Origin of the sequence: Luteimonas changyuni (assembly GCF_039548395.1) — a bacterium.
Classification (GTDB): Bacteria; Pseudomonadota; Gammaproteobacteria; order Xanthomonadales; family Xanthomonadaceae; genus Luteimonas.
Genome location: NZ_JBCLUZ010000031.1, coordinates 17,769 through 38,889, shown reverse-complemented (window position 1 = coordinate 38,889; position 21,121 = coordinate 17,769). Strand labels below are relative to the sequence as shown.

21 protein-coding genes are annotated in these 21,121 nt (G+C 70.9%); 14 read left to right on the top strand and 7 right to left on the bottom strand.

What is annotated here, in order from left to right; translation table 11 throughout:
- Positions 1-8 precede the first annotated feature (8 nt).
- Positions 9-353: a histidine triad nucleotide-binding protein gene (locus WCD84_RS11525; RefSeq protein ID WP_343281459.1), complete on the top strand. Its 345-nt coding sequence runs from the start codon at positions 9-11 to the stop codon at positions 351-353.
- A gap of 595 nt (positions 354-948) precedes the next feature.
- On the opposite strand, the gene WCD84_RS11520 is transcribed toward WCD84_RS11525, so the two are convergent.
- Genes WCD84_RS11520 through WCD84_RS11505 form a run of 4 tightly spaced genes read right to left on the bottom strand, consistent with a single transcriptional unit; the run spans position 949 to position 5,340 of the window.
- Positions 949-1,431, bottom strand: a complete 483-nt coding sequence (locus tag WCD84_RS11520) for a Slp family lipoprotein (protein WP_343281458.1) — start codon at positions 1,429-1,431, stop codon at positions 949-951.
- A 33-nt stretch (positions 1,432-1,464) separates the two neighbouring features.
- Entirely contained in the window at positions 1,465-3,414 is a 1,950-nt protein-coding gene (locus WCD84_RS11515; RefSeq protein ID WP_449280111.1) for a transglutaminase TgpA family protein, read from the bottom strand.
- Entirely contained in the window at positions 3,407-4,390 is a 984-nt protein-coding gene (locus tag WCD84_RS11510) for a DUF58 domain-containing protein (protein WP_449280112.1), read from the bottom strand. The genes WCD84_RS11515 and WCD84_RS11510 overlap by 8 nt, the downstream gene beginning before the upstream one ends.
- Positions 4,387-5,340, bottom strand: coding sequence for an AAA family ATPase (locus WCD84_RS11505; protein WP_343255966.1), 954 nt, complete (start codon positions 5,338-5,340; stop codon positions 4,387-4,389). The genes WCD84_RS11510 and WCD84_RS11505 overlap by 4 nt, the downstream gene beginning before the upstream one ends.
- 47 nt (positions 5,341-5,387) lie before the next feature.
- Here WCD84_RS11505 and WCD84_RS11500 point away from each other — a divergent pair, with 47 nt between their 5' ends.
- Complete coding sequence (locus WCD84_RS11500) at positions 5,388-7,274, top strand: glycosyltransferase family 39 protein (RefSeq protein WP_343281457.1); 1,887 nt, start codon at positions 5,388-5,390, stop codon at positions 7,272-7,274.
- 4 nt (positions 7,275-7,278) lie between these two features.
- Here WCD84_RS11500 and WCD84_RS11495 read toward each other — a convergent pair whose 3' ends face one another.
- Both WCD84_RS11495 and WCD84_RS11490 read right to left on the bottom strand, forming a co-directional pair.
- The gene (locus tag WCD84_RS11495; RefSeq protein WP_343281456.1) at positions 7,279-7,860 is read right to left on the bottom strand and encodes a Maf family protein; all 582 of its coding nucleotides are present in this window, start codon (positions 7,858-7,860) and stop codon (positions 7,279-7,281) included.
- A complete protein-coding gene (locus tag WCD84_RS11490) occupies positions 7,857-8,207 on the bottom strand; it encodes a hypothetical protein (protein ID WP_343281455.1) in 351 nt (116 codons plus the stop codon). Before WCD84_RS11490 ends, WCD84_RS11495 begins: the two co-directional genes overlap by 4 nt.
- Positions 8,208-8,369: 162 nt before the next feature.
- Here WCD84_RS11490 and WCD84_RS11485 point away from each other — a divergent pair, with 162 nt between their 5' ends.
- The 12 genes from WCD84_RS11485 to WCD84_RS11430 all read left to right on the top strand — a co-directional run bounded on the left by WCD84_RS11485 (position 8,370) and on the right by WCD84_RS11430 (position 18,713).
- Positions 8,370-8,894, top strand: a complete 525-nt coding sequence (locus tag WCD84_RS11485) for a YceD family protein (RefSeq protein WP_343281454.1) — start codon at positions 8,370-8,372, stop codon at positions 8,892-8,894.
- A 108-nt stretch (positions 8,895-9,002) separates the two neighbouring features.
- The gene (rpmF, locus tag WCD84_RS11480; protein ID WP_343255971.1) at positions 9,003-9,197 is read left to right on the top strand and encodes a 50S ribosomal protein L32; all 195 of its coding nucleotides are present in this window, start codon (positions 9,003-9,005) and stop codon (positions 9,195-9,197) included.
- Positions 9,198-9,312: 115 nt separating this feature from the next.
- Positions 9,313-10,305: a beta-ketoacyl-ACP synthase III gene (locus WCD84_RS11475; RefSeq protein ID WP_343255972.1), complete on the top strand. Its 993-nt coding sequence runs from the start codon at positions 9,313-9,315 to the stop codon at positions 10,303-10,305.
- Between the two features lie 211 nt (positions 10,306-10,516).
- The gene (gene fabD, locus WCD84_RS11470; protein ID WP_343255973.1) at positions 10,517-11,461 is read left to right on the top strand and encodes an ACP S-malonyltransferase; all 945 of its coding nucleotides are present in this window, start codon (positions 10,517-10,519) and stop codon (positions 11,459-11,461) included.
- Between the two features lie 162 nt (positions 11,462-11,623).
- Complete coding sequence (fabG, locus tag WCD84_RS11465; RefSeq protein WP_343278581.1) at positions 11,624-12,367, top strand: 3-oxoacyl-ACP reductase FabG; 744 nt, start codon at positions 11,624-11,626, stop codon at positions 12,365-12,367.
- Between the two features lie 112 nt (positions 12,368-12,479).
- Positions 12,480-12,719: an acyl carrier protein gene (gene acpP, locus WCD84_RS11460; RefSeq protein ID WP_343255975.1), complete on the top strand. Its 240-nt coding sequence runs from the start codon at positions 12,480-12,482 to the stop codon at positions 12,717-12,719.
- Positions 12,720-12,832: 113 nt separating this feature from the next.
- Positions 12,833-14,071, top strand: a complete 1,239-nt coding sequence (gene fabF, locus WCD84_RS11455) for a beta-ketoacyl-ACP synthase II (RefSeq protein ID WP_343278580.1) — start codon at positions 12,833-12,835, stop codon at positions 14,069-14,071.
- 34 nt (positions 14,072-14,105) lie between these two features.
- The gene (locus WCD84_RS11450; protein ID WP_343281453.1) at positions 14,106-15,542 is read left to right on the top strand and encodes an aminodeoxychorismate synthase component I; all 1,437 of its coding nucleotides are present in this window, start codon (positions 14,106-14,108) and stop codon (positions 15,540-15,542) included.
- 75 nt (positions 15,543-15,617) lie between these two features.
- Complete coding sequence (mltG, locus tag WCD84_RS11445) at positions 15,618-16,664, top strand: endolytic transglycosylase MltG (protein ID WP_343281452.1); 1,047 nt, start codon at positions 15,618-15,620, stop codon at positions 16,662-16,664.
- Entirely contained in the window at positions 16,661-17,317 is a 657-nt protein-coding gene (gene tmk, locus WCD84_RS11440) for a dTMP kinase (protein ID WP_343255979.1), read from the top strand. The genes mltG and tmk overlap by 4 nt, the downstream gene beginning before the upstream one ends.
- The gene (locus WCD84_RS11435) at positions 17,314-18,357 is read left to right on the top strand and encodes a DNA polymerase III subunit delta' (RefSeq protein ID WP_343281451.1); all 1,044 of its coding nucleotides are present in this window, start codon (positions 17,314-17,316) and stop codon (positions 18,355-18,357) included. Before tmk ends, WCD84_RS11435 begins: the two co-directional genes overlap by 4 nt.
- Entirely contained in the window at positions 18,354-18,713 is a 360-nt protein-coding gene (locus WCD84_RS11430) for a PilZ domain-containing protein (protein ID WP_343255981.1), read from the top strand. Before WCD84_RS11435 ends, WCD84_RS11430 begins: the two co-directional genes overlap by 4 nt.
- A 207-nt stretch (positions 18,714-18,920) precedes the next feature.
- On the opposite strand, the gene WCD84_RS11425 is transcribed toward WCD84_RS11430, so the two are convergent.
- Positions 18,921-20,975, bottom strand: coding sequence for a 3-hydroxyacyl-CoA dehydrogenase NAD-binding domain-containing protein (locus tag WCD84_RS11425; RefSeq protein ID WP_343281450.1), 2,055 nt, complete (start codon positions 20,973-20,975; stop codon positions 18,921-18,923).
- Positions 20,976-21,121: the final 146 nt, after the last annotated feature.

Sequence of the window (21,121 nt, the reverse complement as noted above, 5' to 3'; positions counted from 1 at the left end):
GAGCCCCCATGACCATTTTCCACAAGATCATCAAGCGCGAGATCCCCGCCGACGTCGTCTACGAGGATGAACACCTCATCGCCTTCCGCGACATCGCGCCGCAGGCACCGGTGCACGTGCTGTTCGTGCCCAAGGTCGACGTCGCCACGCTCAACGACCTGCAGGCCGACCAGGCCGCGGTCGTGGGCCGACTGGCGCTGGCCGCGGCGGCGTATGCCAAGCGGGAGGGGTTCGATGAGGACGGCTATCGCGTCGTCATGAACTGCAACGAAGACGGCGGGCAGACCGTGTTCCAGATCCACCTGCACCTGCTGGCCGGCGCCCCCCTCGGCCGTTTCGGTACGCCCGAATAGGGTTCTTCTCCTGATTGCGTGGGGCTTCCGGGTGATTGCTCCGGGAGGGGGCGCGCTGCCCGCCGTGGACGCAGGGGGGGATACCCAGCCGGATTATGCGCGTCCTGCTCCCAGATCCGGCCGCCGGCCATCCATGGCCGGCTCTGGGTATCCCCCCCTACATCCACGGCGGGCCCGGACCTTTGTTGCGGTCGGGGACGAAGGCAACGTCGACGCCCACGCCCACGTCGAAACCGGGTGGACCGTCACCGGATCAAGCGGCACCGCCACGGCCACGGCCACGCCGGCGAGCGCGACGCTCTTGATCTTCGACCCGAAGCAGGAAAACGCCACGGCCCGTCCCGCGCACAGGGGGTGTGCGGAGAGCCGGCCATGGATGGCCGGCGCCCGGCCGCTGGGAGCAGGACGCGGAGACGGCCGGCGCAGCACACCCCCTGTGCGCGGGACGGGCAGCGAGAATCAGGACGGAGTAGCTGCGGACGTAACAACGCGCTCCAACTGCCACATCAGCACCCCGGAGCCTCGACAAGACCCAGCACTCCGCCGGGTCGGCCGTACGTCTCTCCTCAGTCGGAACAAGAGCCCCGAACAACCCCTACCAGTAACCCCACCACGGCCACGGCGCGGGTCGCGTGAGCAGATTGCGCGGCCGTTCGGGCCAGAGGTAGACCACGTCGGCATCCACCAGCGGGAAGCGGTAGCTGTAGCCGCCGATGTCGCGGCTCTCGTGCCCGGCCAGCCGTCCGGTGAACGTCACCTCGCGGTTCTGTTCGAATACCGCCGGGTCGTAGAAGCCGGAGCGGCAGGCAATGAAGCGTCCGCCGGTGTCGTCGTCGGCCCAGTAGGGGCGGCCGTAGTGGTCCAGGCGGGTCGAGACCATTTCAAAGCAGGTGCTGTCGGCGCGCGGCTCGACCTGGACGATGCGCCCGCCCCAGCGCACCAGGCTGCCGGTGGCGTCGGATTCGGCGGCGACGCGCGGGGTGAGCGGGGTGTACTCCCCCTGCAGCGGCTTGGGCTGTGAGGCACAGGCGGCCATCAGTGCCGTTGAAGCCAGTGCGAGAAGGATGTGCTTGCGCATGGATGTCTCCGGAATGTCGGCGTGCGCCGGGCGTCAGGGGCGGTGCGCGCACAGGTCGCGCAGCAGGGCGCGGTGTTCGCCCTCCTGCCCGGGAGCGTAGCGCCAATTGTCGAAACGCGTGCCGAGGGTGAGGAGCGCGGCCGACTGCGGGCGGGTCGCCACCACGCGCTTCGTCCAGTCGCTCGTGGTCTCATGCCGGTGCCGCCCCAGGCCCATCCGCGCGTAGCGCGCGGCCAGCCGGTGCCAGGCGCGCAGGACCGGGTCGCGTTCGCGTTCGCCGCGCGCCACCAGCCAGAGCATCGCCGCAAGCGCCAGTCCCGCCATCAGCGCGAACAGCAGCGCCAGCTGGCCGGCACCGAGGTCACGTCCGCCAAGCGCATGCAGGATGCGCTGCTGTCGATCGGCGTCGAAGCCGAGCACGAGATCGTTCCAGCCGCGCCGCATCCAGTCGCCCACGTCCAGCATCGGGCCCAGGGCCTGCAGGCCGCCGGGGCTGCGCGAGGCGCGGTCGGCGATGGTGTCGTAGATGCGTTCGGGCGCGACGGCCGCGGTCGGGTCGACGCGCACCCAGCCGCGCCCTGGCAGCCAGGCTTCTGCCCAGGCGTGGGCATCGGAGTTGCGCACGATCCAGTAGTCGCCCACGGGATTGCGGTAGCCGCCGACATAGCCGGTGACCACGCGCGCCGGGATGCCGGACGCGCGCATCAGCACCACGAAGGCCTGGCTGAAGTGCTCGCAGAAGCCCTCCTTCTGTTCGAAGAGGAATTCATCGACGGCATGGCGGCCGGGCAGGGGCGTGCTCAGGGTGTAGCCGAATTCGGCGCGGATCCAGGACAGTGCGCGGTTGACGATGGCCGCATCGGCGGCGGCGCCTTCGCCGGCTTCGGCGCGCCACTGCTCCGCCAGGGCGTGGGTGCGTGGGTTGAAACCATCGGGCAGGCGCAGCGCGGCGCTGTGCAGGATCGGCCGGAGCTCGGGCTCGAACGTGGTGGGCGCGGCCGATGTCATCCGCCAGCGCGTCACCGACGTCAGCGGGCGGCGCGTGGCCAGGGTGTGGTCGTATGCCCGCTGCACGCCCTCGGGCGTCGCCACCGGAAGCTCCAGCGCGACCAGCGTCCGGCGCTCCGTGGGCTCGACGTCGACCTGGTAGCTGTAGCGCGTCGCGCCGTGTTCGATGGCGGCCGGCGGCAGCGCGCTGAACCAGCGTGACGCCGTCCACTCGCGGCCGTCGTAGTTCCACAGCACCGGGCCACGCCAGTACATCTCCGACGTCGGCGGCGTGGCACCGTCGAAGGTGACGCGCAGCGCGGGGCTGTCGTCGACCAGCATGTCGATCCATTCGCCGGGCGACATGCTGTCCGACAGCCCGGTGCGGGCGATCGTGCGCTCCGGCACGCCCCACAGCGGCGTGGCCATGCGCGGGAACAGCCAGAACGCGGCCAAGGCCAGCGGCAGGCCGATGGCGATCATGCCGCCCACCCGTCGCAGGCGTTCGCGCGGCGGCATGCCGGCGTCATCCCCGCTCTCGAATTCCGCCAGGCGCAGCATGGACGCGAGCGCCAGCAGCGCGGCGCCGAGCCCGAGCAGCAGGCTCAGCGGCCCCTGGTCGAGGAGGAAGGTCGCGAACGGCGCGAACAGGGCGAAGCCGAGCAGGCTGCGCGCATCGCGCAGGGTCACCAGCTCCATCGGTTTGAGCGCGAGCATGGCGGCCAGGAGCGCGCAGCCGGTGTCGCGGCCGAAGTGGAAGCCGGAGTTGGCAAGCACCAGCGCCACCAGCGCCACCGACAGCACCAGGCGCAGCGCGGCCGGCAGCCGGCGGCGCCACGACAGTGCGCTGACCACGGCTGCGACCGCGGCCAGCCCGGCGGCGAGCGGCCCGGGCAGCTGCAGCAGCAGCGGCAGCAGGCACGCGGCCGCGGCGGCCAGGGTCCAGCCCCGCGCCTGCGGATCAAGCACCGGGCTGCGGCGGCGCGCCTCAGCCACGGCGGCCACCGGATTCGACGGTCGACGACGGCAGCAGGGCCAGCGCGCGCAGGCAGGCGTGCCGGTGCACCGCGCCGCGGCCCGGGCCGATCGCCTGCTGTGGCAGCTGCAGCTGATAGCGACGGCCTTCGCGCTCGGCCTCGTCCACCCAGCGCGCCAGGCGCTGGATGCGGTCCTCGTAGGCGAGCGGCACCAGTGACCAGTCCAGCACCACGTCCGCGCCCTGCGCCTGCTCGTACTCGCGCACCAGCAGCGAGCCGCGCCGCGCCGACGGCTTCCACGCGATCGCCCGCCGCGAATCGCCGCGGCGATAGGCACGCAGGTGGTGGACGTCGTCACCGGCCGGATGCAGCCGCGCCTGCGGCGCGTCGCCGGCACCGTGCGGAAGCGGCGGCCCATCGGCTTCCGGGCGCGGATAGACCAGCAGCGGTTCGGCCGGCCAGGCATAGGCCCAGGCGCGGGCGATGCCGAGCGGTCGCGTGGTCGATATCGTGATGCGTTCCGGATGCAGCCAGCCCCGGCGCTGCGTCGGCAGCACCAGGCGCGCCTCGCCGGCGCCGTCGACCAGCGAGCTGGTGGCTTCGGCGCCGCCCGCGCGCAGGCGCAGGCCGCGCCGCGGGCGCGCGGCGTCGGCGCGCAGGTGGACGCGCAGCGTGATCGGCGCACCGGCCGGCACGGGTTCGGCATCGACCGCCGCCACCCGCAGCCCGGAAAGCTGCAGGTGCGCCGCGAACAGGCTGGCATTGCCGGCGCCCGCCAGCAGCAGTGCCAGCAGCAGGGCGGGATTGTTGTTGTAGTTCAGGGCGCCGAGCAGCATCACCGCCAGCAGGGCGGCGAAGAATGCACCGAAGGCGGTCGGCAGGACGTAGATGCGGCGGCGGTTGAAGATGACCGGCAGGGACTCCGGTCGCCGCGGCCGCGCCAGCGACCCGAGGCGTGCGCGCAGGCCGGACAGCCGCCCGCCCGCCACGCTCAGTCGACCGCGACGGCGTGCAGGATCGCCTGCGCCAGCGCGGCCGCGTCGCCGGCGTCGGCGTCGGCCACCAGCCGATGCGCGGCCACCGCCGCGAACAGCGCCTGGATGTCGTCCGGCAGGACGTGTCCGCGCCCGAGCAGCAGGGCGTGCGCGCGTGAGGCGCGCAGCAGGGCGATGCCCGCGCGCGGCGACAGCCCCACGCGGACCCCGGCGTGGTGGCGGCTGCGTTCAAGCAGCGCCTGCACGTAGCGCACCAGGGCATCACTGGCGTGCACCGACAGCACCGCTTCGCGCAGGCGCAGCACGTCATCGCCGCCCAGCATCGGCAGCGCCTGGGCGATCAGGTGGCGGCGGTCGCTGCCGGCCAGCAGCGCGCGCTCGGCCTCGGCGTCGGGATAGCCCAGCTGCAGGCGCAGCAGGAAACGATCGAGCTGCGAGTCCGGCAGCGGATAGGTGCCGGCAAGGTCGACCGGATTCTGGGTGGCGATCACGAAGAACGGGTCGGGCAGCAGGTGCGTGGTGCCGTCGACGGTGACCTGGTGCTCGGCCATGGCTTCAAGCAGCGCGCTCTGCGTGCGCGGCGGCGCGCGGTTGATCTCGTCGGCCAGCAGCACGTGCGCGAACACCGGCCCGGGGTGGAAGGTGAAGCTCGCGGCCTGCGCGTCGTACACCGACACGCCGACGATGTCCGAGGGCAGCAGGTCGGAGGTGAACTGCACCCGCTGGAAGCCGAGGCCCAGCGTTGCCGCCAGCGCATGCGCCAGCGTGGTCTTGCCGAGGCCGGGCAGGTCCTCGATCAGCAGGTGGCCATCGGAGAGCAGCGCGGTGAGCGCGAAGCGGACCGCCTGCGCCTTGCCCAGTACCAGTGAGTTCACCTGCGCTTCGGCATCATGCAGCGACTTGCGCAGGGCGTCGGGTAGCATGTCCTGTTGTGCGGACTGGGCAGTCATGCCGGGCTCCGTAAGGGTCCATTGAAGTGTAACGAGGTCGCTGCCGGATGCGGGAAAAGATCGACGCACGTGCGACCTTCGTCGCCCTGTGGTGTGCGCTGCTGCTGCTCAAGGCGGCGGTGGCTGCACGCCTGCCGCTGTTCGTGGACGAGGCCTTCTATTGGCAGGAGAGCCGGCACCTTGCATGGGCCTACTCGGACCTGCCGGGGCTGACCGCGTGGCTGATCCGCATCGGCACCGCGGTGTTCGGCGAAGGCACGCTGGCGCTGCGCATGCCCTTCCTGCTGCTGGCATCGCTGGTGCCCTGGCTGGTGGTGCGGATCACCGCGCGCGAGTTCGGTGAACGACAAGGCTGGGTGGCCGGCATCGCCGCGCTGCTGCTTCCGCTGTCGGGCACCCTGGGCCTGATGGCGCTGCCGGACGCGGCCATGGTGGTCGCCACGCTGCTGTGCCTGGATGCAGGCACGCGCCTGCTGCGGGGCGTCGGCTACGGCGCCGCGCTGCAGCTGGCCGTGGGCCTGGCGATCGGCGCGCTCAGCCATTACCGCTTCGCCGCGGTGATCGGCGTCGGCGTGGTGGCGCTGCTTGCACTGCCGCAGGGCCGCCAGGCGCTGCGCGACCCGCGCTTGTGGATCGCGATCGCCTTCGGCGCGGCTGCCTGGACACCGCTCCTGGCCTGGAACTTCGAGAACGCCGAAGCCGGCCTGCGCTTCCAACTGGTCGATCGCCACCCGTGGGCGTGGCATCCGGAGGGCAGCTGGTTCATCGCCATCCAGACCCTGTTGGCAACGCCGCTGCTGTTCGCGGCGCTGCTGTGGGCGGGCTGGCGCGGCGCGCGCGATACCAGCGAGCCGGTGCGCTTCATCGCGCTGTCGGGAGGGCTGATCGTGCTCGGATTCTTCGTGCTCGGCTTTTTCGCCGATACCGAGCGGGTGAGCTTCCACTGGCCGCTGCCGGGCCTGGTGGCGCTGCTGCCGCTGCTGCCGGCGCTGCTCGTGCGATGGCCGCGCTGGTTGCGCGTGATGACATGGGCGACCGCCGGCGTCGGGCTGGCCGCGGTCCTGGGTTACCACGCACTGGTTTCGGTGCCGGAGCTGCGCGCGCGGACCGCTTCGCTGAAATGGTATCCGTCCAACTTCGCCGGCTGGGACGTGCTTGCCGATGCCGTGCGCGAGCTGCGCGAGGACATGCCGGAAGGCACGCGGCTGGTGGCGGACAACTTCAAGATCGGCGCCGAGCTCGGCTTTGCGCTCGGCGACGCTTCGATCGAGGTGCTCGAGCATCCGGCCAACCGCCAGCACGGGCGTGCGCCGCAGCTGCGCCTGTGGGGCCTGGAGGCGACCGGTGCGACCGACCCCGGCGGCCCCGTATTGCTGGTGATCGCGGCCAGCGAGGTGGAGTACAAGCACCTGCTGCTGCGCTACCACGCACTGTGCCGGCGCTTCGGCGCGCTGCCGCCGCCCCGCGTGCTCAACGTCGACCACGGGCGCACGCGCTTCCTGCTGTTTGCGATCGAGGAGCGGAGCGCGGACGCGGACTGCACGCTTCCGGCCATGGCCTGGATCGACACGCCCGCCGCCGATGCACGGGTCGGCACCGCGTTCGATATCCGCGGCTGGGCGTTCAAGGATGGCGTCGGCGTCGAGCGGGTCGAGGTGCTGCTGGACGGCACGCTGGTGGCTGAGGCCGACTACGGCATCGACAGTCCGGGCGTGGCGACGTATTGGGGCATCTCGACCGATGCCAGCCACCCTGCAGTCGGCTTCTCCGCCCGCGTCGAGCTGCCGGTCGGCAGCTCTGGAGTGCATTGGCTGGGCCTGCGGCTCCATGGCCGGGACGGCAGCGTCGAGGACTGGTCGGAACAGCGCATCATCGTGGATGCGGCCGCGGGTGATGCCGCTGTCGGAGCGGTTCCGGTGGACGCCGAACGCTGAGGCATCAGGGCAGGACGAGTCCCGACTCGCGCAGCAGGCGCAGGGTGTCCAGCAGCGGCAGGCCGACCAGGGCCGTGGGATCGCGGGTTTCGATGGCCTCGAACAGGGTGATGCCGAGGCCTTCGGACTTGAAGCTGCCGGCGCAGTCGAAGGGCTGCTCGCGGTCGATGTAGCGTTCGATCTCGCCGCGGCCAAGCTGGCGGAAGCGCACCACGGTGGTGTCGAGCGCCGTGGCCACGCCACCCGTACTGGCCACCGCCACGGCGGTGCGGAAAGCGACCGCGCGCCCCGACATCGCCTGCAACTGCGCGATTGCCGCATCGCGGCCGCCGGGCTTGCCCAGGGCGACGCCGTCGAAATCCGCGACCTGGTCGGAGCCGATCACGCGGGCGCCGGGGCGCAGCGCTGCAACCGCCAGGGCCTTGGCTTCGGCCAGGCGCAGGGCCAGCGCGGACGGGGTTTCGCCCGCCAGCGGCGTTTCGTCGACCTCGGGGCGGACGGTATCGAACGGCAGCCCAAGCCTGGCAAGCAGTTCGCGGCGGTAGGGCGAGGTCGAGGCCAGTACCAGGCCGGTATCACTGCTCACAGCGGTGTTGCCCGGGCGCGCTCGATCTGTCGGAGCTGCTGGTCGATGCGCACGCGCGCGGCATCGATCGATGCGCGGACGGCGTCAAGCTGACCGGCGGACGCGGTGGATCCGTGCTGCTGCAGCCACAGGCGCTGGCGCAGCATCTCCTGCAGCGCTTCGCGCACCGGGTCGTCGCCTTCACCGGCCACGGCCTCGATTTCGCTGCGCGCGGTGCGCAGCCTGGTTTCCAGGGCGTCGGCGGCATCCAGGACCCCGGCCATCGCCCGCCGGTGCCGGTTGCGGCCGGCGCGGCGGCGAAGAACGAGTCCGGCCGCGAGGGCCAGGAGTACCAGGAACGCGATCAACAGCAGTGTGGGCGTCAAACCGGGGGCCTCGCGTGCGGGCCCGCAGTCTGCCGGGGAACCGGAGCCGGTGGCAAACTGTCACCGCGCGGCGGCCGCGGCACCGGTTTCCGGGCGTAGCCGGGTTTGACACGGGCGAGTCCGAGGCCTAACATTTTGCGGCTTATGTCCGTAGACGTGCCCGAGGTAGTGGACGCTTGGCGCATGGTTGCGGCCCGGCGGGAGTTCGTGGGCCGCCTGCCGCTGTCCGCGCTCCCGCGCCTGCGCGAGGCACTGGCAGACGACGAAGGCGAGGTGGCGTACACCGTCTCGTTTGGCCGCGACGAGTTGCAGGTGCCCTACGTCGAACTGGGGATCCAGGCGCAGTTGCCGCTGCAATGCCAGCGTACGCTGCAGCGCTTCGTGTTCCCGGTGTCGCTGGTGCAGCGGCTGGGGCTGCTGCGGGCCGAGGACGATGAAGGCGAGGCTGCCGAAGCCGCGCTGCCGCCAGGGTATGAAGCCCTGGTCGTAGCCGACGACGGCGCCATCCGCCCGGTCGACCTGGTCGAGGATGAGCTGATCCTGGCGGTGCCGGTGGTACCGGTGTCGCCCGGGTCGGAAAGCGTCGAACGCGACTGGCCGGTCGCCGCCGACGAAGAGGCGCAGATCAACCCGTTCGCGGCGTTGTCGGCGCTGAAGAAAAAAGAGTGATCAAGCTGATCCGATCGACCCTGGTCGGATCAGCCCTGGTTTCCGATTGACCCTGGATCCTGATTGACCGGGATCCTGAATGACTATTCCTGCTGCTGGAGCACTCCCATGGCTGTACAGAAATCCCGCGTTTCCCCCTCGCGCCGCGGCATGCGCCGCGCCCACGACGCGCTGAGCGCCAAGCAGCTGGCGACCGACCCGGTGTCGGGCGAGACCCACCTGCGCCACCACATGACCGCCGACGGCTTCTACCGCGGCCGCCAGGTGATCGTGCCCAAGACCCGCGTGGCCGAGGAAGACTGATCCTCAGCGCGCCCGCGTCCATCGCGGGCGATGCCCTGGCCGTGGCGCCTCCGTGCGCCACGCAGCCGCCGGCGCCATTCGTGGCGCCCAGCAACTCGCGAGGTCCGTCTTCGTAATGAGTGAGTCCGCCGCACCGCGCACCTACGCGCGCATTGCAGGGACCGGCAGCTACCTGCCGGCCAAGGTCCTGACCAACGACGACCTCGCGAAGTTCGTCGACACGTCCGACGAATGGATCGCGGCGCGCACCGGCATCCGCCAGCGCCACATCGCCGCCGAGGGCGAGACCACCGGGGATCTGGCCTTCCATGCCGCCGTGCGCGCGCTGGAAGCCGCGGGTATCGAAGCCTCCGAGGTCGAGCTGATCATCGTCGGCACGACCACGCCCGATCTCATCTTCCCGTCCACCGCCTGCCTGGTGCAGGCGCGCCTGGGCGTGGCCGGCTGCCCGGCCTTCGACGTCAACGCCGCCTGTTCGGGCTTCATTTTCGCGCTCAGCGTGGCCGAGAAGTTCATCGCGTCGGGCTCGGTCAAGACCGCGCTGGTGATCGGCTCTGAAACGCTGACCCGCATGATCGACTGGAGTGACCGCACCACCAGCGTGCTGTTCGGCGACGGCGCCGGCGCGGTGGTGCTCAAGGCCGATACGGAAGCCGGCATCCTCAGCACCCATCTGCACGCCGACGGCGCCAAGAAGGAGCTGCTGTGGAACCCGGTCGGGGTCTCGGTCGGCTTCAAGGAAAACGAAAAGAACGCCGGCGTGCGCATCCAGATGGCGGGCAGCGATGTCTTCAAGCACGCCGTCAAGGCGCTCGACAGCATCGTCGAGGAGACGCTCGAGGCCAACGGCATCGACCGCAGCGAGATCGACTGGCTGATCCCGCACCAGGCGAACCTGCGCATCATCGAGGCCACCGCCAAGCGCCTCGACCTGCCGATGGACCGCGTCATCGTCACCGTCGACAGGCACGGCAACACTTCGTCGGGCTCGGTGCCGCTGGCGCTCGACGAAGCGGTGCGTTCGGGCAAGGTCGAACGCGGCCAGCTGCTGCTGCTCGAAGCCTTCGGCGGCGGCTTTACCTGGGGCTCGGCGCTGCTGCGCTACTGAGTCACGGCAACCGCATGTCGCATCACGAAAGGGTCGCGGGAAACCGCGGCCCTTTTGCGTTCCGGGGAATCCCTCCCGGCCGGGTCGAGGGTGGCGAGGAGCGAGCGGACCGGGTCGCTGCTGCTTGCAGGCCCGGCTCAATACGGGCGGGTACAGACGAAGCAGGGAGTTCGGGCTTATCATCGCCCGGCTTTTTGATCTGGACCATCACTTGACCGCTCCGCAGCTCGCATTCGTGTTTCCGGGCCAGGGCTCGCAGTCGTCGGGCATGCTTGCCGACCTCGCCGCGCGCGGCGACGTGGTGCGCGCGACCTTCGACGAAGCGTCCGAAGGCGCAGGGATCGATCTCTGGGCGCTGTCGCAGGATGCCGATGCCGCGCAGCTCAACCGCACCGAGTTCACCCAGCCGGCGCTGCTGGCCGCGGGCGTGGCCGTGTGGCGCGCCTGGCAGGCCGCGGGCGGGCCGGCGCCGTCGCTGCTGGCCGGCCACAGCCTGGGCGAGTATTCGGCGCTGGTCGCGGCCGGCGCGCTGCCGCTGGCCGACGCCGCGCGCCTGGTGCGCCTGCGTGGCCAGCTGATGCAGACCGCGGCCCCGGCCGGTACGGGCGCCATGGCTGCCGTCATCGGCGCCGAAGACGCGCTGGTGCGCGAGACCTGCACCGAGGCGTCGGGTGACGAGGTGGTGGTGCCCGCCAACTTCAACTCGCCGGGCCAGGTGGTGATCGGTGGCCACGCGGCCGCGGTCGACCGCGCGCTGGAACTGCTTGCCGCCAAGGGCGTGCGCAAGACGGTGAAGCTCGCCGTCAGCGTGCCCTCGCACACGCCGCTGATGCGCGAGGCCGCCAACCGCCTGTCCGAAGCGATGGCGGGGCTGGCGTGGAGCGAGCCTTCGCTGCCGGTGGTGCAGAACGTCGATGCCGAAGTCCACGACGGCGTGCAGGCGATCCGCGACGCCCTGGTGCGCCAGCTCTACCTGCCCGTGCAGTGGACCGATTGCGTGCAGGCCCTCGCCGCCCGTGGCGCCACCCGCCTCGGTGAATGCGGCCCCGGCAAGGTCCTCAGCGGCCTGGCCCGCCGCATCGACAAATCCCTCGACGCCCGCGCCCTTGGTACCGTCGCAGACTTCGACGCGGCTTTGGCAGAATGGAACAGCTGATTCTTGCCACGGATTCACGCGGATAAGGGCGGATCCACGCGGACAGGGCGAGTGCAGATGAAAAGGCACACGCGAGGGACCGCTGCGGCCCATTCCTGTAAGTCCGTGAACAATCCGCGTAAATCCGTGGCAAAAGCTCTTACTGATACAGGCAGAAGCAGAATGACCCAGGAACTGAAAGGCGAGATCGTGCTGGTGACCGGCGCAAGCCGTGGCATCGGGGCGGCGATCGCGGACGAACTGGCCGCGCGTGGCGCGACGGTCGTCGGCACGGCCACCAGCGAGGGCGGCGCCGCGGCGATCGGCGAGCGGCTTGCGGCGCGGAGCGGCCATGGCCGCGTGCTCGACGTGACCACGCCTGGTGCGATCGAGGCCCTGGTCGATTCGATTGCGAAGGACATCGGCCCGATCTCGATCCTGGTCAACAACGCCGGCATCACCCGCGACAACCTGCTGATGCGCATGAAGGATGAGGACTGGCAGGCCATCCTCGACACCAACCTGACCAGCGTCTACCGCGCCTCCAAGGCGGTCATGCGCGGCATGATGAAGGCCCGCCGCGGCCGCATCGTCAGCATCGCTTCGGTGATCGGCGTGATGGGCAACGCCGGCCAGGCCAACTACGCCGCCGCCAAGGCCGGCATCATCGCCTTCTCGAAGTCGCTGGCGAAGGAGATCGGCAGCCGCGGGGTGACCGTGAACGTGGTCGCGCCGGGCTTCATCACTACCGACATGACCCGGGACCTGCCCGAGGACGCCAAGACGGCCATGGCGGCGCAGATCGCACTGGGCCGCCTGGGCGAGCCCGCTGACATCGCCCGCGCCGTCGCCTTCCTGGCCGGCCCGGACGCCGGCTACATCACCGGCGAAACCCTGCACGTCAACGGCGGCATGTACATGCCGTGACGGAAGCGGCCGCCACGCCCCTGAACGGAAGGGGGCGGAACCGGCCGGTACCACCTCCACCCGAATCCCTTACACTACCCACCGCAACAGCCTCCACCGGAGCCGGATACCTATGAGCAGCATCGAAGAGCGCGTCAAGAAGATCGTCGTCGAACAACTGGGCGTCAAGGAAGACGAGGTCAGCGCCAGCGCCTCCTTCGTCGACGACCTGGGTGCGGATTCCCTCGACACCGTCGAGCTGGTGATGGCACTCGAAGAAGAATTCGAGTGCGAGATCCCCGACGAAGAAGCCGAAAAGATCACTTCGGTGCAGCAGGCGATCGACTACGTCAAGACGCACGTCAAGGCCTGACTCGCCAGGCGGCGCACCGCGCCGCAACGAGTACAAAACCCGGGGCCGCTGATGCGGCCTCGGGCGTTTCCGGCACGCCGCTCGGCGGCGTGCACAACCGTCCAGGAGCTCCCATGTCCAAGCGTCGCGTCGTCATCTCCGGCCTCGGCATCCTGTCGCCGCTTGGCAATGACCTGGCCTCGTCATGGCAGGGCATCGTGGACGGTCGTTCGGGCATCGGCCCGATCACCAATTTCGACGCTTCGGCCTTCGCCACCCGCATTTCGGGCGAGGTGAAGGGCTTCGATCCCACGCAGTGGATCGCGCCGAAGGACGTCAAGAAGATGGACCCCTTCGTGCACTACGGCGTCGCCGCCGCGATGATGGCGCTTGCCGACGCCGGGCTGGACGTCGCGGCCGACGATCCCGAGCGCATCGGCGTCGCCATCGGCGCCGGCATCGGCGGCCTGAAGGGCATCGAGGAAACCACCATCAGGTTCCACGAGGGCGGCCCGCGCAAGATTTCGCCGTTCTACGTGCCGAGCACCATCATCAACATGATCGCCGGCCAGGTCTCGATGATGACCGGCGCCAAGGGGCCGAACATCGCAGCGGTTACCGCCTGCACCACGGCCACGCACAACATCGGCCTGGCGATGCGCATGATCCAGTACGGCGACGCCGACGCGATGATCGCCGGCGGCGCCGAGTTCGCCACCACCCCGACTTCGCTCGGCGGCTTCTGCGCGATGAAGGCGCTGTCGACCCGCAACGACGACCCGCAGCGCGCCTCGCGCCCCTGGGACGAGGGCCGCGACGGCTTCGTCATGGGCGACGGCGCCGGCGTGCTGGTGATCGAAGAGTATGAGCGCGCAAAGGCGCGTGGCGCGCGCATCTACGCCGAACTCGCCGGCTTCGGCATGAGCGGCGATGCGTACCACATGACCGCGCCCAGCGAGAACGGCGAGGGTGGCGCGCGCTGCATGGTGGCCGCGATCCGTGATGCCGGCATCGACCCGTCCGCGGTCGGCTACATCAACGCCCACGGCACCTCCACGCCGGCCGGCGATCTGGCCGAAACCATGGGCATCAAGAGCGTGCTCGGCGCGCACGCGCGCAAGGTGATGGTCAGCTCGACCAAGTCGATGACCGGCCACCTCCTGGGCGCCGCTGGCGGCGTGGAGGCGGTGTTCTCGGCGATGGCGCTGCATACCGGCGTGATCCCGCCGACCATCAACCTCGACAATCCGTCCGAAGGCTGCGACCTCGACTACGTGCCGCACACCGCGCGCGAGCAGCAGGTCGAGGTGGCGATGTCGAATTCGTTCGGCTTCGGCGGCACCAACGGCAGCCTCGTCTTCCGCCGCATCTGAGCACGGTGCCGCCGCAGGGCGGCGGAACCCGCATATGACCAACGTCCGCGCGCTGGCGCACGGCCTCGACCTGCTCGCGCTGCAGCGCCGTGCGCCCGCACGCTATCCGCTGCTGCTCGAATCCGTGGCCTCGGGCACCGCACTCGGGCGCTGGGACATGCTGCTCGTGGCCGACGGCGCGCGCATCACGCTCGGTCGCGACGGCAGCACGCGGCGCAGCGACGGCACGCCTGCCGAGGGCACGTCTGCTGAGGACGTGCCTGCGGACGGAACGCTCGCAGGCAGCACGCCCGCGGGTGATGACTTCCTGCGTACCCTCGACGCCGACTGGGGCGCATTGCGCCGGCCGCGCGCGCCTTCGCCGTGGCCCTTCCAGGGCGGTTGGGCGCTGCTGCTGGGCTATGAGCTTGGCGCGCAGGTGGAGCCGGTGCTGCGCCTGCCGCCCGCGCCGGGTGTGCTGCCCGTGGCCGTGGCCTGCCGCTGCCCGGCTGCGGTGCTGCGCGACCGGGTCAGCGGCGACACCGTGCTGCTGGCGGAAGCCGGCGCGGAGGCGTTGCTGGAGGACGTGCTGGCCGACATCGCGGCGGCCCCGCATCCGCTCGCACCGCATGCCGACGCCACCGCCACCGCGCCGCACTGGCCGGCGCTGCTCGAGTGCCGCGAAGACCCCGATGCCGACTACCTCGCCGCCGTCGCCCGCGCGCTCGAATACATCCGCGCCGGCGACGTGTTCCAGGTGAACCTCTCGCGGGGCTGGCTGGCGCGTTTCGACGCGCCGCTGGCACCCGCCGCGCTGTACGAACGCCTGCGCCGCGCCAACCCGGCGCCGTTCGCCGGCCTGTTCGATCTCGGCGATGACGGCGCGGTGGTCAGCGCCTCGCCCGAGCGACTGGTGTCGGTGCGCGGCGACCTGGTCGAGACCCGGCCGATCGCCGGCACCCGGCCGCGGCTTCCGGGTGACGACGATGCCGAGCGCATCCGCGAGATGGTCGGCCATGCCAAGGAGCGCGCCGAGCACGTGATGCTGGTCGACCTCGAGCGCAACGACCTCGGCCGCGTCAGCCGCGCCGGCAGCGTCGAGGTCGACGAACTGATGGTGGTGGAGAGCTATGCCCACGTGCACCACATCGTGAGCAACGTACGCGGCCGCCTGCGCGCCGATGCCACGCCCGGGGAGGTGCTGCGCGCGGTGTTCCCCGGCGGCACGATCACCGGCGCGCCGAAGGTGCGCTGCATGGAGATCATCGCCGGGCTGGAGGGCGTCGGCCGCGGCGCCTATACCGGCGCCATGGGCTGGCTCGACCGCAGCGGCGACATGGACCTCAACATCCTGATCCGCAGCGCCGAGGTCGGCGGCGACGTGCTGCGCTTCCGCACCGGCGCCGGGATCGTGGCCGATTCGGATCCCGCGCACGAACTCGACGAGACCCGCGCCAAGGCCCGCGGCATGCTGCAGGCCATCGGTGCCTGACCGGCGCCGCGGCGGGCACGGTATCCTTCGGCGCATGCATTCCGACCGCCATCGCCACACCGCCGGGCGCGCGCCATGAAGGCGTTCAAGCGCATCGTCCTCGTCCTGTTCCTGCTCTCGGCCATCGTCGCCGGCGCGGTGGGCTACCAGGCCTGGAGCAGCTACCAGCGCTTCGCCACCGGGCCGCTGCCGGGCGTTGCCGAGGGCGGCAACCTGATGGTCGAGCGCGGCGACACGCTGCGCAGCGTGGTCACGCGCCTGCGCGGGCAGGGCATCGACGCCGGCCGCGACCTCGAATGGCGCCTGCTGGCGCGGCAGCTCGGCACCGACGGCCATATCCAGGTGGGCGAGTACGCGCTGGAGCCCGGCATCACCGCCAGGCAGCTGCTCGAGCACATGCGCGACGGCAAGGTGGTGCACCACCGCTTCACCATCGTCGAGGGCTGGAACATCCGCGAGCTGCGCGCCGCGCTGGCCCGCGCCACGCCGCTGGTGCAGACCCTGCACGAGGTCGATGACGCCGCGCTGATGGCGACGCTGGGCCGCGAGGGCGTGCATCCCGAGGGCCGCTTCCTGCCCGAAACCTACGCCTATGACCGCGGCGACAGCGACGTCGACCTGCTGCGCCGCGCCGCCGCCGACCTCGACCGCTCGCTCGCTGCCGCCTGGCAGGCGCGCGCCGACGACCTGCCGATCGACACGGCTGACGAGGCGCTGGTGCTGGCCTCGATCGTGGAGAAGGAAACCGGCATCGCCGAAGAGCGGCCGATGATCGCCGGCGTGTTCACCCGCCGGCTTCGCATCGGCATGCGCATGCAGACCGACCCGACCGTGATCTACGGCATGGGCAGCGGCTACGACGGCAACATCCGCCGCCGCGACCTGCTTGCCGACACGCCCTACAACACCTATACCCGCGACGGCCTGCCGCCGACGCCGATCGCGATGGTCGGCGCCGCCGCGCTGCGGGCGGCCACGCAGCCGGAGGAGACCGACGCGCTGTACTTCGTCGCCATCGGCGACGGCAGCGGCCGCCACGTGTTCTCGCCCACGCTCGAGGCGCACAACGCCGCCGTGCGCCAGTACGTGCAGCGCTACCGCGAACAGCACGGGCCGCGATGAGCGGGCTGTCGATGAGCGTGGTGCCCATGCATCCGCGCCTGGTGTCGCTGGAAGGCGGCGAGGGCGCCGGCAAGACCACGGTGCTGGCCGCGCTGCGTGACGCGCTCATGGCCGACGGCGGCGAAGTGGTGGTCACGCGCGAACCCGGCGGCACGCCGCTGGCGGAGAAGATCCGCGACCTGCTGCTGCACCCCGGTGACGAGGCCGTGGCCGCGGAGACCGAGCTGCTGCTGATGTTCGCCGCCCGCGCGCAGCACGTGCGCGCGACCGTGCAGCCAGCGCTTGCGCGCGGTGCCTGGGTGCTGTGCGACCGTTTCACCGATTCCAGCTATGCCTACCAGGGCGGCGGTCGCGGCCTGGACGTGGACTTCATCGCCGACCTCGAACGCCGCGTGGTCGGCGTCCGCCCCGGACTGACGCTGCTGCTCGATATCGACGTGGCCCAGGGCCGCGCGCGCATCCGCAGCCGTGATCCGCAGCCCGACCGCATCGAGCGCGAGCGTGACGCGTTCTTCGAGCGCGTGCGCGCGACCTTCCTTGCGCGCGCCGCGGCCGAGCCAGGGCGTTTCCGCGTGGTCGACGCTTCGCGCCCGGTGGACGACGTCGTGGCGGCGGCGCTTGCCGCGCTGCGCGCATCGCGGAGCGCGGCATGAGCTTCGACGCGCCGCTCGCGCCCTGGCAGCAGCGGGTGTACGACCACGCCGCCGCCGCGCTCGATGGCGGACGCATGGGCCACGCGCTGCTGTTCACCGGGCCGGCCATGCTCGGCAAGCGCGCGGTCGCCGAACGCCTCGCCGCGCGCGTGCTGTGCCAGGCGACGGATGGCACGGCGCGGCCCTGCGGTCAGTGCCGCCCCTGCGTGCTGTACCGCTCGCGCTCGCAGAAGGATCCGCTGGAACATCGTCCCGACGGCTCGCTGTCGCAGCCTTGGGGGCACCCGGGACACCCGGACGCCATTTTCGTTGGCCATGCCTGGCGCCACACACCATCGCCGCCGCGGCAGATGGCGGTGATCCCGGTCGACCAGGTGCGCGAGCTCTCGGCGCGCCTCAACACCACGCCGCAATACGGCAGTGCGAAGGTCGCGATCATCGATCCCGCCGACGACATGAACGGTGCCGCTGCCAACGCGCTGCTCAAGACCTTGGAAGAGCCGGTGCCCGGGCGCTACCTGTGGCTGCTGAGCGCCAACCCGGCGCGCCTGCCGGCGACCATCCGCAGCCGCTGCCAGCGGCTCGAGTTCCGCCTGCCGCCGGTCGATGAAGCCGCGGCATGGCTGCAGGCGCAGGGCCATGCGCCTGCAGTCGCGACCGAAGCCCTTGGCGCGGCGCGCGGCCATCCCGGCCTGGCCGACGCATGGCTGCGCGACGGCGGCATGGCGCTGCGTCGCGAGGTTGCCGCGGACCTGGCCAAGGTCGCATCCAACGCGGCCTCGCCGCTGGAGGTCGCCAAGGCCTGGACCGCGGACGAATCGGCGATGCAGCGGCTGCTGCACGCCGCCGACCTGTCGCGCGACCACGCCGCCGGCTTGACCGATCCCGCGGGAATCCGGAAGCTGGCGGCCTGGTTCGACGCCGCCAATCGCACCCGCGAACTGCTGCGCAGCACGGTCCGCGCCGATCTCGCGGTGGTGGACCTGCTGCTCGCATGGCGCGACGCGGCGGGCGACAAGGCAAGGGGAGTCACGCGATGAGTGCAACCGGCGGCGGCGCGCGGCAGGGCATCCTGTCACTGGCAGTCAAGGACAAGGCCCAGCTGTACGCGGCCTACATGCCCTATCTCAAGCACGGCGGCATCTTCGTGCCGACCACGCGGCGCTATTTCATCGGCGACGAAGTCTTCGTGCTGCTGACCCTGCCCGAGTCCAGCGAGCGCCTGCCGGCCGCGGGCAAGGTGGTCTGGGTGACCCCGCCCGGCGCCCAGGGCAACCGCACCGCCGGCATCGGCGTGCAGTTCGCCGACACCGCCGAGGGCGAGAACGTGAAGGGCAAGATCGAAACCCTGCTCGCCGGCAGCCTCACCGCCGAGAAGCCCACGCACACCATGTAGGCGCAGCTGCAGCTGCGATCTCATACCGAAACTGTAGGAGCAGCTATAGCTGCGATCTCCGGAATCTCACAGCCCGGACCTGTAGGAGCAGCTATAGCTGCGACCCGGGTTCTGCCTGGAACCGATCGCAGCTATAGCTGCTCCTGCAGGGGATGCAGGTCGGCTTTCGCAGCTATAGCTGCTCCTACAAAAGCGGTCGGGTTCCTGTCAGCGCCGCAGGGCTGGCGAATCCCAGCCCGGCCGCGGCGCAAACCGGTCGCCGTGCGTTGCCTGCAGCGCCTTCAAGCGCAGCAACAGGGCGTCAGCCCCCGATTCGCGCACGTACTGGATCGGGCCACCCCGGAAGGGTGCGAAGCCGGTGCCGAAGATCACGCCCGCATCCAGCAGGTCGCCGTCGGCCACCACGCCTTCGTGCAGGGCCGCCACCGCCTCGTTGACCAGCGGCAGGATCAGGCGATCCTCGAGGTCGGCCGGTACCCTGTAGTCCTTCGGCACGTCCGGCTTCTTCGCCTTGCCGTTTTCCCAGGCATACAGGCCCTGGCCGTCCTTCTTGCCGCGCTTGCCCATTTCGGGCGGCGTCGCCAGCGATGCCGGGATCGGCAGGCCGAGGAAGGGCGCGAGCTCCGCGCCGACGCCTGCGGCCACGTCCAGGCCGACGGTGTCGATCAGTTCGATCGGACCCATCGGCATGCCGAACTTCACCGCCGCCCTGTCGATCACCGCGCCCGGGATGCCTTCGGAATACGCGGTCGCGGCCTCGAGCATGTACGGGAACAGCAGGCGGTTGACCAGGAAGCCCGGCGTGCCGGCCACCGGTACCGGCAGCTTGTCGATCGCCTTGCAGAACGCGGCCAGGCGGCGCTCGGTGTCGGCGTCCATCGCATCGTGGCGCACGATCTCCACCAGCGGCATCAGCGCCACCGGGTTGAAGTAGTGCAGGCCGGCGAACTGCGCCGGGCGCGCGAGACCGGTGCGCAGTTCGTCCAGCGGGATCGACGAGGTGTTGGTGGTGAGCAGGGCGTCGGCCTTGAGCTTCGGCTCCACGCCCGCGTACAGCGCGCGCTTGGCCTGCGGCTGTTCGATGATCGCCTCGATCACCAGATCAGCGCCGGCCACGCCGTCGCCGGCCAGGTCCGACTTCAGTCGCGCCGCGACCTCCGGCCGCTTCGCATCGACCTTGACCTTCTTCGCGAACAGCTCCTGCGCACGCGCCAGCGCCGTGTCGATATAGCCCTGCTCGCGATCCTGCAGCGTGACATCGAAGCCCTTCAGTGCCGCCCACGCGGCGATGTCGCCGCCCATCACCCCGGCGCCGACCACGTGCACGCGCTGGATGCCGCTGTCCTTTCCGCCAAGCGCCTTCAGCCGCTCCTGCAGGAAGAACACCCGCGTCAGGTTGCGCGCGGTCGGCGTGCCCGCCAGTTTCACCACCGATTTGCGCTCGGCGGCCAAACGGTTCTGGATGCCCCCGCCCGTGCGCCGCCAGGTCTCGATCAGCGCGTAGGGCGCGGGATAGTGCTCCTTGCGGGCCTTGCGCGCGACCTGCTTGACCAGCATCGGCGCCATCAGCTGCCGCACCGGCCCGAGGTTGGTCAGCCAACCGGTGAAGCGCTGCTTGAGCGGGCGCACCACGCCCTTGAGCGCGAGCTCGGCCGCGGCGTCCACCAGCTGCGCCGGCTCCACCACCTGGTCGACCAGGCCGATGTTCTTCGCCGCCGATGCCGACAGCGTGCGTCCGCTCAGCATCATGTCCATCGCAGCCGGCGTGCCCACCAGGCGCGGCAGGCGCACGCTGCCGCCCCAGCCGGGATAGATGCCCAGCTTCACTTCGGGCAGGCCGATGCGCGTGGAAGGGTCGTTGCTGGCCACGCGGTAGCGGCAGGCCAGCGCGATCTCGGTGCCGCCGCCCATGCAGAAGCCGTGGATCGCGGCCACCGTGGGGCAGGGCAGTTCGGCCAGGCGCTGGAAGGCCTGCTGGCCGCGGCGGATGGAATCGCCGATGGTGCCCTTGGCGTCGAACTCGGCGAACTCGCGGATGTCCGCCCCGGCGATAAAGCCCTTCGCCTTCCCCGAGCGCAGCACCAGTGCCTTGGGCGGGTCGAGCGCCAGCCGCTCGAGCAGGGCGTCGAGTTCGACCAGGACATCCTGGGCGAAGGTGTTCACCGACTCGCCCAAACGGTCGAACGTGAGCAGGACAACGCCGTCTGTGCGCTGCTCCGCCTGCCAGTGGCTGAAGCGCAGACCATCGAGGCCAGGAATCATGCGGAACCATCCGTGCGGGTACGGGGGAATTGCCTATGATCCAGAGTCTGTTTCACCGGCGTCAAATGGCCCGCGTCGGGGCATCCGGCTTGCACGCGGCTGAACGCGACCCCAGATGATCCTGCAGCAGGGAACTTTTGCCCTGC